This is a genomic window from Modestobacter sp. URMC 112 (assembly GCF_053502575.1).
This window is the reverse complement of sequence record NZ_CP199957.1, coordinates 3,475,865-3,488,162: the sequence shown is the minus strand read 5'-3', so window position 1 is coordinate 3,488,162 and position 12,298 is coordinate 3,475,865. Positions and strand designations below refer to the sequence as shown.

The 12,298-nt window shown below is 75.2% G+C and carries 13 protein-coding genes; 8 read left to right on the top strand and 5 right to left on the bottom strand.

Annotated features, from left to right (window positions below; genetic code table 11):
- Positions 1–174: 174 nt before the first annotated feature.
- Positions 175–669, bottom strand: a complete 495-nt coding sequence (locus ACWIX6_RS16490; protein WP_448613517.1) for an AAA family ATPase — start codon at positions 667–669, stop codon at positions 175–177.
- Positions 670–689: 20 nt separating this feature from the next.
- Positions 690–1,277, bottom strand: a complete 588-nt coding sequence (locus ACWIX6_RS16485) for a type II toxin-antitoxin system VapB family antitoxin (RefSeq protein ID WP_448613516.1) — start codon at positions 1,275–1,277, stop codon at positions 690–692.
- A gap of 84 nt (positions 1,278–1,361) precedes the next feature.
- Here ACWIX6_RS16485 and hrcA point away from each other — a divergent pair, with 84 nt between their 5' ends.
- Genes hrcA through ACWIX6_RS16470 form a run of 3 tightly spaced genes read left to right on the top strand, consistent with a single transcriptional unit; the run spans position 1,362 to position 4,293 of the window.
- Positions 1,362–2,384 carry a heat-inducible transcriptional repressor HrcA gene (gene hrcA / locus ACWIX6_RS16480; RefSeq protein WP_448613515.1) on the top strand — a complete coding sequence of 341 codons (1,023 nt, stop codon included), beginning with the start codon at positions 1,362–1,364 and terminating at the stop codon, positions 2,382–2,384.
- Positions 2,385–2,401: 17 nt separating this feature from the next.
- Positions 2,402–3,529 (top strand): molecular chaperone DnaJ, encoded by a 1,128-nt coding sequence (dnaJ, locus tag ACWIX6_RS16475; RefSeq protein ID WP_448613514.1) that lies wholly within the window; start codon positions 2,402–2,404, stop codon positions 3,527–3,529.
- Positions 3,526–4,293, top strand: a complete 768-nt coding sequence (locus ACWIX6_RS16470; RefSeq protein WP_448613513.1) for a 16S rRNA (uracil(1498)-N(3))-methyltransferase — start codon at positions 3,526–3,528, stop codon at positions 4,291–4,293. The genes dnaJ and ACWIX6_RS16470 overlap by 4 nt, the downstream gene beginning before the upstream one ends.
- A gap of 145 nt (positions 4,294–4,438) precedes the next feature.
- Here ACWIX6_RS16470 and ACWIX6_RS16465 read toward each other — a convergent pair whose 3' ends face one another.
- From ACWIX6_RS16465 to ACWIX6_RS16455, 3 genes are read right to left on the bottom strand one after another with little or no spacing between them, the layout of a single operon-like run.
- Entirely contained in the window at positions 4,439–6,061 is a 1,623-nt protein-coding gene (locus tag ACWIX6_RS16465; protein ID WP_448613512.1) for a PhnE/PtxC family ABC transporter permease, read from the bottom strand.
- On the bottom strand, positions 6,058–6,774 hold the full coding sequence (locus tag ACWIX6_RS16460) for a phosphonate ABC transporter ATP-binding protein (RefSeq protein ID WP_448613511.1): 717 nt from the start codon (positions 6,772–6,774) through the stop codon (positions 6,058–6,060). The genes ACWIX6_RS16465 and ACWIX6_RS16460 overlap by 4 nt, the downstream gene beginning before the upstream one ends.
- A 23-nt stretch (positions 6,775–6,797) precedes the next feature.
- On the bottom strand, positions 6,798–7,745 hold the full coding sequence (locus ACWIX6_RS16455; protein WP_448613510.1) for a putative selenate ABC transporter substrate-binding protein: 948 nt from the start codon (positions 7,743–7,745) through the stop codon (positions 6,798–6,800).
- A 105-nt stretch (positions 7,746–7,850) separates the two neighbouring features.
- On the opposite strand from ACWIX6_RS16455, the gene ACWIX6_RS16450 reads away from it, so the two are divergent.
- The 5 genes from ACWIX6_RS16450 to ACWIX6_RS16430 all read left to right on the top strand — a co-directional run bounded on the left by ACWIX6_RS16450 (position 7,851) and on the right by ACWIX6_RS16430 (position 12,272).
- Positions 7,851–8,222 carry a histidine triad nucleotide-binding protein gene (locus ACWIX6_RS16450; protein WP_448613509.1) on the top strand — a complete coding sequence of 124 codons (372 nt, stop codon included), beginning with the start codon at positions 7,851–7,853 and terminating at the stop codon, positions 8,220–8,222.
- A gap of 36 nt (positions 8,223–8,258) precedes the next feature.
- Positions 8,259–9,080, top strand: coding sequence for an enoyl-CoA hydratase/isomerase family protein (locus ACWIX6_RS16445; RefSeq protein WP_448613508.1), 822 nt, complete (start codon positions 8,259–8,261; stop codon positions 9,078–9,080).
- Positions 9,081–9,178: 98 nt separating this feature from the next.
- Complete coding sequence (locus tag ACWIX6_RS16440; RefSeq protein ID WP_448613507.1) at positions 9,179–10,324, top strand: PhoH family protein; 1,146 nt, start codon at positions 9,179–9,181, stop codon at positions 10,322–10,324.
- Between the two features lie 2 nt (positions 10,325–10,326).
- Positions 10,327–10,845 (top strand): rRNA maturation RNase YbeY, encoded by a 519-nt coding sequence (gene ybeY, locus ACWIX6_RS16435; RefSeq protein WP_448613506.1) that lies wholly within the window; start codon positions 10,327–10,329, stop codon positions 10,843–10,845.
- Positions 10,842–12,272 carry a hemolysin family protein gene (locus ACWIX6_RS16430; RefSeq protein ID WP_448613505.1) on the top strand — a complete coding sequence of 477 codons (1,431 nt, stop codon included), beginning with the start codon at positions 10,842–10,844 and terminating at the stop codon, positions 12,270–12,272. The genes ybeY and ACWIX6_RS16430 overlap by 4 nt, the downstream gene beginning before the upstream one ends.
- Positions 12,273–12,298 lie beyond the last annotated feature (26 nt).

The following is a 12,298-nucleotide window of genomic DNA, read 5'->3' as shown; positions in this document are numbered from 1 at the left end:
GGACAACCTCGGCCCCGGCGGGGTCCGACATTCGCTCCCCGAGGCGTTCCCGCGGGGACGTCCGGCTCGCGAGATCTGCGGTCTCGCGCGGGCTTCGGGCGCCCGAAGCCACGAGACCGCAGATCCCGCGAGGAGCCATGGCGCGCCGCTCGCAGCCGACCGGACCGCGGCGTCCTAGCTGGTCCGCGCGTCGACGTGACGGAGGATGTCGTCGACGACGTCGGCGATCGGTGCGGCGGCGTCGATCGGGATGCCGTCCGGGACACCCCGCCCCGTCTCGTGCCATCGCACGATCCGCTCGCGTTCCACCGGCTCTCCGCCGGCCCACTCGTCGTCCGGTCGTCCGTCGAGCCGCCTGTTCAGTGTGTCCACGTCGACGACGAGGACGAACACGCCGTCGAACAGGTCGATGAACCTCGAGGAGTTCCGGGAGCCACCACAGAAGAACGTCGCAGGGTCGGTCCTGTCGGCGACCAGGGCTCTGACCTCGTCCACGTCCCAGACGTGGTGTTCGTGCGCGGGGACGTCCCGCGGTTCGCCCGTCTCCGGATCACCGACGTAGGCGAGTTCGCGGTCACCATGGACGGCGCGGTGGCCGCGGCGCTGCAGTTCGTCGCAGACCGAGGTCTTGCCGGTGCCGGAGAGGCCGTCGACCAGGTAGTTCCGCACGCCCATCGTGGTGGAGAGATCTAGGCGCCGCCGCGCGCGGCCGCGCCCCACGGCCCGGAGCCCCACGGGGCGGAGGTGTCGGCGAGCTCGCCGGGTGACGCCGGGCGCGTGGCACCGGCGGCGGGGCCGGCATGCGGACCGGCTTGCGGACCAGTGGCCGGGTCGGCGGCCGCGGTGGACTCCCCGGACGGGGACTGGATGAGGGTGTCCAGGTCCAGCACCCGCACGTGGATCACGGTGCGCTGCTGCAGCGCCGCGCGCAGCGCCCGGTGCAGTCCGTCCTCGAGGTACAGCTCACCCTGCCACTGCACGGCGTGCGGGAACAGGTCGCCGTAGAAGGTGGAGTCGTCGGCCAGCAGCGCGTCCAGCGCCAGCTCGCGCTTGGTCGTGATCAGCGCGTCGAGCCGGAGCTGCCGCGGGGGGATCTGCGCCCAGTCGCGGGTGGAGAAGTTGTGCTCGGGGTACGGCCGCCCGTCCCGAACCGCCTTGAAGATCAGGACAGACCCCCACTCCTCGGCCCCGCCGGCTCGGGTCCGTCGACCGGTCCCAGGGTAGTGAGCGCCCCCGCGAGTCGCTGCCCCCGGGGGACGACGGTCGTATGCTGGCACTCGGTCCGTGCGAGTGCCAGCCACCTGCCGGTGGTGCGGGGCGTCCGGCGCGCGGACCCGTCGACCCGTACGGAGGTGTCCGCCGTGGCGCACGACGACCGGCGCCTGCAGGTGCTGCGGGCCATCGTCCAGGACTACGTCTCCACCAACGACCCGGTGGGCAGCAAGGCCCTGGCCGCCCGGTACGACTTGGGCGTCAGCCCCGCCACGATCCGCAACGACATGGCGGTGCTCGAGGAGGAGGGGTACATCACCCAGCCGCACACCAGCGCCGGCCGGGTGCCCACCGACAAGGGCTACCGCTTCTTCGTCGACCGGCTGTCGGCGGTCAAGCCGCTGTCGGTGGCCGAGCGCAAGGCGATCGAGAAGTTCCTCGACGGTGCCGTCGACCTGCACGACGTGCTGGGCCGGACGGTGCGGCTGCTCGCGCAGCTGACCCGGCAGGTCGCCGTCGTCCAGTACCCGACGCTGTCGCGCAGCGCCGTCCGGCACCTGGAACTGGTCCCGCTGACGGTGCACCGGCTGCTCGTGGTGCTGATCACCGACACCGGCCGGGTGGAGCAGCGGGTGGTCGAGACGGCGACCGAGGCCGACACCGAGACCGTCGCCGAGCTGCGCACGCTGCTCAACGCCGCCTTCGCCGGCGCCAAGCTGGCCGAGGCCAGCGGCAAGGTCGCGGACCTGGTGGACAACGCGCCGCCGCACCTGCGCGGTCTGGTCGCGGCGGTCAGTGCCACGCTGCTCGAGACGCTGGTGGAGCCCACCGAGGACCGCCTGGTCATCGGCGGCACCGCCAACCTCACCCGCGGCAGCGCGCTGGACTTCCACGGCAGCGTGCGCCCGCTGCTGGAGGCCCTGGAAGAACAGGTCGTGGTCCTGCGGTTGATGGCCGAGGTGGGGCCGAGCACGGTGATGGTGAGCATCGGCGAGGAGAACGAGCACGAGGCGCTCACCGGCGCGTCGTTCGTCTCCGTGGGCTACGGCTCCGGTGACCAGGCCCTCGGCGGCCTGGGCGTCGTCGGACCGACCCGGATGGACTACGCAGGCAACATGGCCGCGGTACGAGCCGTGGCCCGCTACGTCGGCCAACTGCTGGCCGAGAGCTGAGGGGCGAGAACACTTCGATGGCGACCGACTACTACGGCGTGCTGGGCCTGGCCCCGGGCTCCAGCGACAACGACATCAAGCGCGCCTACCGGCGGCTGGCCCGGGACCTGCACCCCGACGTCAACCCCGAGCCCGAGGCCAAGGAGCGCTTCCAGGAGGTCAGCCGGGCCTACGAGGTGCTCACCGACCCGGAGAAGCGGCGGATCGTCGACCTGGGCGGCGACCCGTACGACACCGGCCGCGGCGGTGGCAGCCCGTTCGGCCAGGGCGCCGGCTTCGGCGGGCTCGGCGACATCATGGACGCCTTCTTCGGCGGCACCACGACCCGCGGACCGCGCAGCCGGACCCGCGCCGGCGGCGACGCGCTGATCCGGGTCGACCTCGACCTCGACGAGACCGTCTTCGGCACCACCACCGACATCACCGTCGACACCGCGGTGCTGTGCGACACCTGCACCGGCGCGGGCACCGCCCCGGGCACGCACCCCACCTCCTGCACGACCTGCGACGGCCGCGGCGAGGTGCAGAGCGTGCAGCGCTCCTTCCTCGGCCAGGTGGTGGCCACGCGGCCCTGCCCGACCTGCGGCGGCACCGGCCAGGTCATCCCCGAGCCGTGCCCCAAGTGCGCCGGGGACGGCCGGGTGCGGGCCCGCCGGACGATCCCGGTCAAGGTCCCGGCCGGCATCGAGGACGGCATGCGGATCCGGCTCGCCGGGCACGGCGAGGTGGGCCCCGGCGGCGGTCCGGCCGGCGACCTCTACGTCGAGGTGCACGAGCGGCCGCACGAGGTGTTCACCCGGGACGGCGAGGACCTGCACTGCCGGGTCACCCTGCCGATGACCGCGGCGGCGCTCGGCACCACCCTCAAGCTGCAGACCCTGGACGGCGTCGAGGACCTCGACATCAAGGCCGGCACCCAGTCCGGCAGCGTGCTGAACCTGCGGGCGCACGGGGCACCCCGGCTGCGCGGCACCGGCCGCGGCGACCTGATGGTGCACGTCGACGTGCAGACCCCCACCCGGATCGACGACCGGCAGCGCCAGCTGCTGCGGGAGCTGGCCACCCTGCGCGGGGAGGAGCTGCCCGACGGCAGCGGCGCCCCGCAGGGCGGTCTGTTCTCCCGGGTGCGCGACGCGTTCAAGTGACCGGATCCGGGCCCACGGACGCCGCCCCGGACCTCGACGGGACCCCGCTGTTCCTGCTCGACGAGGTCCCCGACACCGAGCAGCTGACCGTCGGCGGGCCGGAGGGCCGGCACGCCGTCGACGTGCTGCGGCTGCAGCCGGGCGAGCGGGTCCGGGTCAGCGACGGGCGCGGCCTGCTGGTCGAGGGCGCAGCGCTGTCCGCCGACGCCGGCACCCTGGTCGTGCAGGTCGTCGCCCGGCACGAGGTCCCCGCGCCGGAGCCGGAGTTCGTGCTGGTCCAGGCACTGCCCAAGGGCGATCGCGGGCCGCTGGCCGTCGACCTGGCCACCGAGCTCGGCGTCGACCGGATCGTGCCGTGGACGGCGTCCCGCTGCGTCACCAGGTGGCGCGAGGGCCGGGTGGACAAGGGGCTCGCGCGGTGGCGCGCCACGGCCCGGGCCGCCAGCAAGCAGGCCCGCCGCCCGCGGGTGCCCGAGGTGACCGAGCCGATGAGCACCCGTCAGGTCTGCGGGATGCTCGGGGAGCTCGACCTCGCCCTGGTGCTGCACGAGCAGGCCCGCCAGCCGCTGACCCGCGTCGAGGTGCCGCGCACCGGCTCGATCGCGGTCATCGTCGGCCCCGAGGGCGGGCTGACCGACGGCGAGGTGGTGGCGTTCCGCGCGGCCGGCGCGCGGTCGGTCCGGCTGGGCCAGGAGGTGCTGCGGACGTCGACCGCCGGCGCCGCCGCCCTCGCGGTGCTCAGCACCAGGACCCGCTGGGCGTAGTCCGCGGCCCGACCCACCTCTTCAGTAGTCGATCATGGGCTTCTTGCCAGTGACACGGCCTCACACGCCGGCACGGCGGGCAAGACGCCGATGATCAACTCGAGGAGGGAGCGGGCGGCGAGTGCGGAGACGGCGGCTGGGGCGGTCAGCGCAGGGCGGCGCGGGCGCGGGCGCTGACCAGGTCGACGGCCAGGGTCAGCAGCACCAGGACCACCAGGGTCGTGGCGACCGCGGCCCAGTCGAAGGTGGCCAGCCCGGTGGCGAGCAACGCGCCCAGGCCGCCGGCGCCGAGCACGCCGACCAGCACGCTGTCCCGGACCGCGACCTCCCACCGGTACAGCGCGAACGCCAGCACCGGTCCGGTCGCCCGCGGGAGGACGCCGTACAGCCAGCCCGCGGCCGGGTGCGCCCCCAGCGCGGTCAGCGCCGCCCGAGGCCGCGGGTCGAGCTCCTCGGTGGCCTCGGCGGCCAGCCGGCCGAGCACGCCCAGGGTGTAGACGCCCAGCGCCAGCGCGCCGGGCAGCACGCCGGGGAGCAGCACGAACAGCAGCACCAGCGCCCACACCGGGGCGGGCACCGCGCGCAGCAGCAGGAACCCGCCGCGGACGAGCGCCCCGGACAGCCGCCGTCCCGGCCCGGGGCGTCCCGGGGGGCGGGCGGCGACGCCCGCGAGCAGCACGGCTCCCAGCGTGGCCACCGCGACGGCGATCACCGACATCTGCACCGTGTCGACCGACGCCGACACCAGGGCGGCCAGCAGGTCGCCGGAGGTGTCCGGCGGCCAGGCGGCCGCGAGGACGTGGGCCAGCTGCTCGGCGGTCCGGTCGGCGACCAGCGTGGCGGGGGAGACGGCCAGGTACCACCACGCCCACCCGACTAGGGCGAGGGCGGCCAGCACCGCGGCGGTGAGCACCGCGTCCCGGACCAGCCGGTCGCCGGCGCCGCGCGGCTCGGCCAGCCGGCGGCGGACGGCCCGTCCGGCGCCGTCGGCGAGCAGGCACAGCGTCGCCAGTGCGTAGACGCAGGACCACACCTGCTCCCAGCGCAGCGAGGCGAACGACAGCGACAGCTGCTGTCCCAGCCCGCCGGCCCCGATCAGGCCGAGCACGACCGCGGAGCGCACCGCGCACTCCAGTCGGTAGAAGGAGTAGCCGAGCAGCCCGCCCGACGCCGGGGGGAGCAGCCCGTAGAGGACGGCGGTGGCCCGGCCGGCCCCGGCGGCCAGCAGCGCGTCGTGCGCGCCGCGGGGCACCTCGTCGAGCAGGTCGGCGAACACCTTGGCGGTGACCGCGCCGTAGGGCAGCCCGATGGCCAGCACGCCGACCCAGGGGTCCAGGCCCAGCACGTTGACCAGCAGCAGCCCCCACACCGCCTCGTGCAGCCCGCGGGGCACGGCCAGCGCACCGCGGACCAGGGCCCAGCCGGTGCGGCGCCGTCCCCACGTGGTGCGGGCGACGCCGACCGCCCCGACCGCGCCGAGCAGCACGGCCAGCGCCGCGCCCAGTGCCGCGTAGGCGACGGTGACCAGCACCGAGGAGGCGAGCACGTCCAGGAAGGGGCCGTCGAGCGCGGGGGACAGCGCGGCGGCGGCGAACCGGCCGAACTGGGCGGCCCCTGCGGGGTTGACCACGTCGCCGTCGAACAGGCCGGCGCCGGCCAGCGACCAGCCGAGGACGGCGACCGCGGCCAGGCCCCAGCCCCACCGGGCCCGGTCGCGGCGCAGCCGGGGCCGGACCGCCCGCGGGGGCGCGTCCAGGACGGCGGTCACCGCGGCGCCCCGTAGAAGTCGGCCAGATCGCCGGTGGACAGCGCCGCCGCGGGCGCGTCGAGGACCACCCGCCCGGCGACCAGGCCGACCACCCGGGTGCAGTGCCGCAGCGCCAGCGCCGGGTCGTGCAGGGCGGCCACCAGCGCGCCGCCGCGGTCAGCCGGCCCGGCCAGCAGCCCGAGCACCCGGTCGGCCAGGGACGGGTCGAGGGCGGACACCGGCTCGTCGGCGAGGACCAGCTCCGGGCGCTGGACCAGCAGCCGGGCGACGGCCACCCGTTGCCGCTGCCCGCCGGAGAGCCGGTCGGTGCGCTCGAAGACCCGGTCGGCCAGTTCGAGCTGCGCGAGCGCGTCGAGGACCTCGGGCAGCCCCTGCGGGCTGACCAGCGACCAGGCCGCCCGGGACGCCGGCCAGCTCCCCAGCCGGCCGGCGTTGACGTTGTGCACCACCCGCAGCCGGTCGACCAGCTCCAGGTGCTGGTGCACGGTGCCCACCCGCGCTCGCAGCCGGCGCAGCTCCCGGCCGCGGAGCGCGCCCGGGTCGGCGCCGAGCACCCGCACCTCCCCGGCCGTCGGCGGCACGGCGCCGTTGGCCAGGGCCAGCAGCGTCGACTTCCCGGCTCCGGACGGGCCGACCACGGCCACCCGCTCGCCGGCGGCCACGGTCAGGTCGACCCCGTCCAGCGCGGGCGTGCCGCCGTACCGGACCACCACCCCCGACAGCCGCAGGACGGCGGTCAGGTGATCAGCCCGAGCTGACGGCCGATCTGCTCGATCGCGTCGTAGTTGCCGGCCTCGGTGGGCACGAACGAGCCGGCGCCGAACAGGTCGAGGACCTCGGCGGCGTCCGCGTCGTCGGCGGACAGACCGGTGAACCAGACGGTCAGCCGGGCGGGCAGGTCCTCGCCCAGCCGCTGGACGGCCGACGGCCCGAGCAGCCAGTGGTAGTCGGAGAAGCCCGGCGTCCGCGAGTAGCGGACCACCGCCGGGTCGACCAGTCCCTCCTCGGTCCGCGCGGTCCACACCTGCTCGTTGAGCACGCCGGCCTGGTAGCTGCCGGTGGCGACCAGGGCGAGGGTGGCGTCGTGGGAGCCGGAGAACCCCGGGCCGCCGGGGAAGCCCTCCGGGTCGACGCCCTGCTGCTGGAGGAACCACGCCGGCATCAGCCGGCCGGACGTCGAGGTCTCGCTGCCGTAGGTGAAGCGGAGGTCGGCCAGCGGGGTGAGGTCGTCCGACGGCGCCAGCCCGGTGGCGGCGTTGACCACGAAGACGGAGTGGAAGTCGGCGTCGATGTCGCGCTGGACGAGCGGCAGGGCGCCAGGGGTCTGCAGCCGGGCCTGGACGCCGGTCAGCCCGCCGAACCAGACGAGGTCCAGGTCGCCGGTGCGGAACAGCGAGACCGCGGCGCCGTAGTCGGTGACCGACTGGTAGCTGACGTCGAGGTCGAGCCCGGCGGACAGGGCGTCGGCGACGGTGCGGTGCTGGCGCTGCAGCACCTCGGGGTCCTGGTCGGGGATCGCGCCGATGACCAGCCGGCGGTCGGTCTCCGAGGCGGCCGGGGGGTCGTCGCCGCAGGCGGCCAGCGGGGCGGTGAGGGCGGCGGCGGTGACGGCGAGGAAGCGCCGCCGGGAGAGCGGGTGTGGTGCTGCGGGACCATCCGACCGGACGGCGCGGGCGGCGCCCACTACGTCCTCGGGTGGGGGCGGGGAGCGGGCACGGCAGCCTCCTGGTCGACGGTGGGTCACATGGTCGCCCACACCCGGACCAGGCGCTGAACTAGGGTCGCGTCCGTGACCGGGAACACGGGGGACTGCCTCTTCTGCCGGATGGTGGCCGGGGAGATCCCGGCCGACGTCGTCCACGAGACCGACCGCACGCTGGCCTTCCGGGACATCAACCCGCAGGCGCCCACCCACGTGCTGGTCGTCCCCAAGGACCACCACGCCACCGCCGGGCTGCTGGTGGGCGCCGACCCGCAGCTGCTCGCCGAGGTCGTCGCCGCGGCGCACGCGGTGGCCGAGCAGGAGGGCCTGGTCACCGCGGACTCCGCGGAGCCGGGCTACCGGTTGGTGACCAACACCGGCCCGGCCGCCGGGCAGACGGTGCAGCACGTGCACCTGCACGTCCTGGGCGGCCGCCCGATGGGCTGGCCCCCGGGCTGACCGGCGTCCCCGCCGGGGATGGGCCAGGATCGGGACGTGACCGAGAGCACAGCGCCCGTCCGGGTCGAGCAGGACGGCGACGTCGCCGTCGTCGTCCTCGACAACCCGCCGCTGAACCTGTTCGACGCGGCGGTGTTCGACGCCTGGGAGCGGGTGACGACCGAGCTGGTGGCGCTGACCGAGCCCGGACGTCCGGACCGGGCCCGGGCGGTGCTGCTGGAGGCCCGCGGCCGGGTGGTGTCCGCGGGCGTGGACGTGCACCTCTTCGCCGAGATCGCCGAGGGGCCCGACGCCGTCGCGCGGGGCGGCGCGCTGTGGGCCCGGCTGCTGCGCACGGTGCAGACGCTCGAGGACCTGCCGGTGCCCACGGTCTTCGCCGCGCACGGCCTCACCCTCACCGCGGCGTTCGAGATCTCGCTGGGCTGCGACGTGCTGCTCGCCGCCGAGGGCGCCTCCTTCGGCCTGGTCGAGATCGTGGTGGGGCTGACCCCGTCGATGGGCGGGCCGCAGCGGCTGGCCGAGCGCGCGGGCCCGGCGCGGGCCCGGGAGCTGGTCTTCACCGGTGAGCGCTACCCGGCGGCGGTGCTGGAGCGGTGGAACGTGGTCAACCGGGTGCTGCCCGACGAGGGGTTCGCCGAGGCCGCCCGCGCGTACGCCCACCGGGTCGCCGCCGGCCCGACCGTGGCCCACGCCGCCACCAAGCGGCTGGTCGCCACCGCCGTCCGGGAGGGGGCGCGGGCCGCCGACGACGTCGTGCCCGCGGTGTCCGGCCTGCTCTTCGGCACCGAGGACCTCCGCGGCGCGGTCGCCTCCTTCCTCGCCGAGGGGCCGGGGAAGGCGGGCTACACCGGGCGCTGAGCCGACCAGGATCACCCCGGAACCGGGTTGGCGGGCTCCCCGCGCGGGTAGGCTGGACCGGTCACAGCCCCGTCGCAGGAAGGCAGGGTCGAGCGTTCTTGCCCGACACCGCACCAGACGCCGCCCCCACCGGTAGCAGCACGTCCCTGGAGAGCTCGGCGCGTGCCGCCGCTCTCGACGAGACCACGGCGGGCGGGTCCACCCCCGCGGGCGGGGCGCCGGCCGCCGTCCGCACCGCCATCACCGTCCCCGAGTCCGTCTCGATGGTCGCCCTCCTCGGTTCCGGCGACGAGCTGCTCCGGCTGGTCGAGGCCGAGCTGGCCGCCGACGTCCACGTCCGGGGCAACGAGATCACCGTCACCGGGCAGCCGGCGGACAACGCCTTCGCCGTGCGGGTGTTCGACGAGCTCATCGCCCTGCTGGCCACCGGCCAGGCGCTGCGGCCGGACTCGGTCCGCCGGGTCGTCGGCATGCTGCGCAGCGGCGGCTCCGAGCGCCCGGCGGAGGTGCTCAGCCTCGACATCCTCAGCCGCCGGGGCCGCACCATCCGGCCCAAGACGCTGAACCAGAAGCGCTACGTCGACGCCATCGACGCGCACACGGTCATCTTCGGCATCGGCCCGGCCGGCACCGGCAAGACGTACCTGGCCATGGCCAAGGCCGTGCAGGCGCTGCAGACCAAGCAGGTCAACCGGATCATCCTCACCCGCCCCGCGGTGGAGGCCGGTGAGCGGCTGGGCTTCCTGCCCGGGTCGCTCTCGGACAAGATCGACCCCTACCTGCGGCCGCTGTACGACGCGCTGCACGACATGGTCGACCCGGAGTCCATCCCGCGGCTGATGCAGGCCGGCACCATCGAGGTGGCCCCGCTGGCCTACATGCGCGGCCGGACCCTGAACGACGCGTTCGTGATCCTCGACGAGGCGCAGAACACCACCGCCGAGCAGATGAAGATGTTCCTCACCCGGCTCGGCTTCGGCTCGAAGATGGTCGTCACCGGCGACGTCACCCAGGTCGACCTGCCCGGGGGCGCGCAGAGCGGCCTGCGGATCGTCCGGGACATCCTCGACGGCATCGACGACGTGCACTTCGCCCAGTTGACCAGCACCGACGTCGTCCGGCACCGGCTGGTCGGCGACATCGTCGACGCCTACGAGCGCTGGGACGCCGCGCGGCAGCCCGAGCACCAGCACGCCGCCGCGCCGGCCCGGTCGACCCGGCCGCGCCGGCAGCAGGGGAGCTGAGCGTGGCCGTCGAGGTCGCGAACGAGTCCGACATCACCGTCGACGAGCAGGCCCTGGCCGGGGTCTGCCGGTACGTGCTCGGCGAGCTCGACGTCAGCCCGCTGGCCGAGCTGTCGGTGCTGTGCGTGGACGTCGAGTACATGGCCAGCCTGCACGAGCGGTGGATGGGCGAGAAGGGCCCCACCGACGTCCTGGCCTTCCCGATGGACGAGCTGGACACCGCCCGGCCCGACGACCCCGACCCCGGGCCGGCGCTGCTGGGTGACGTGGTGCTGTGTCCCGCCGTCGCCGTCCGGCAGGCCCGCGCGGCCGGCCACTCGATGGGCGACGAGCTGCTGCTGCTGGCCACCCACGGCGTGCTGCACCTGCTGGGCTACGACCACATGGAGCCCGAGGAGGAGAAGGAGATGTTCGGCCTGCAGCAGCGGCTGCTCGACGGCTGGCGCTCCACCCCGCGGGACCCGGTGACCGGCGAGCCCGCGGGTCCGGCTCCGGCCGCCGGGGAGCCAGGGCCCCGATGAGCCCCACCGCGGTGGTCCTGCTGGTGATCGCCGTCGTCCTGGTCCTGGTGGCCGGCGTCTTCGCCGCCCTGGACGCCGCCCTGCAGCGGCTGTCCAAGGCGCGGGTGGAGGAGATGCGCCGGGACGGCGTCAAGCGCGCCGCTGCCCTGGTCCGGGTCGTGGACGACCGCGCCCGGCACGTGTCCCTGCTGCTCCTGCTGCGGATCGCCTGCGAGATGACCGCGGCCGTGCTGGTGGCCGTGGTCTTCTTCGTGCTCTTCGACGGCATCGCCCTCGGGGTGGTCACCGCCGCGGCGGTGATGACCGTGGTCAGCTACGTGCTGGTCGGGGTCGGTCCGCGCACCCTGGGCCGGCAGCACGCCTACGGGATCGCGCTGGCCGGGGCGCCGCTGATCCGGCTGCTCGGCCGGGTCCTCGGCCCGCTGTCGACGCTGCTCATCCTGCTGGGCAACGCGATCACCCCGGGCCGCGGCTACCGCGACGGACCGTTCTCCAGCGAGGTCGAGCTGCGCGAGCTGGTCGACATGGCCGAGGAGCGCGGCGTCGTCGAGACCGGCGAGCGCAACATGATCCACTCGGTGTTCGAGCTCGGCGACACCATCGCCCGCGAGGTCATGGTGCCCCGCCCGGACGTGGTGTGGATCGAGAGCACCAAGTCGCTGCGGCAGGCCCTGGCGCTGGCGCTGCGCAGCGGGTTCAGCCGGATCCCGGTCATCGGCGAGAACGTGGACGACGTGCTGGGCATCGTCTACCTCAAGGACCTCGTCCGCCGCTCGCAGGGCAACGCCGACCCCCGCGGCGGGCCCCGGGTCGACGAGCTCATGCGCCCGGCGAGCTTCGTGCCGGAGTCCAAGCCGGTCGACGAGCTGCTCCGCGAGATGCAGGCCCGGCGCACCCACATGGCCGTCGTCGTCGACGAGTACGGCGGCTTCGCGGGCCTGGTCACCATCGAGGACATCCTCGAGGAGATCGTCGGCGAGATCGACGACGAGCACGACACCGTCCAGCGGCCGCCGGTCGAGGAGCTGGCCGACGGCTCGGTGCGGATCACCGCCCGGCTGCCGGTCGGCGACCTGGCCGACCTGTTCAAGGTCGAGCTGCCCGAGGACGACGACGTCGAGACCGTCGGCGGGCTGCTGGCCCGGGAGCTGGGCCGGGTGCCCATCGAGGGCTCGGCCGCCGAGGTCGGCGGCCTGCGGCTGGTCGCGGAGAGCACCGGCGGCCGGCGCAACCGGATCGACACCCTGCTGGTCTGCCGGCTGCCCGAGCCCGGAGCCGAGGACACCGGCGAGCGGCCCGACGCCGGCCGGCCCGACGGCGACCACGCGGACGGCGAGTCGGCTCCCGGTGAGCCGGCCGAGCACACCGGCGCCACGGCTTCGGGGAGCACGGCGGTCGGCCGTCATCCGGCGGCCGTGGAAGGCTGAGGAAGGACCCTCCCGCCCCCCACCGC

Excerpts from the sequence above, each read along its gene's own strand:
- dnaJ (WP_448613514.1), top strand. The coding sequence starts at position 2,402 with ATGGCGACCGACTACTACGGCGTGCTGGGCCTGGCCCCGGGCTCCAGC.
- ACWIX6_RS16430 (WP_448613505.1), top strand. The coding sequence starts at position 10,842 with ATGAGCCCCACCGCGGTGGTCCTGCTGGTGATCGCCGTCGTCCTGGTC.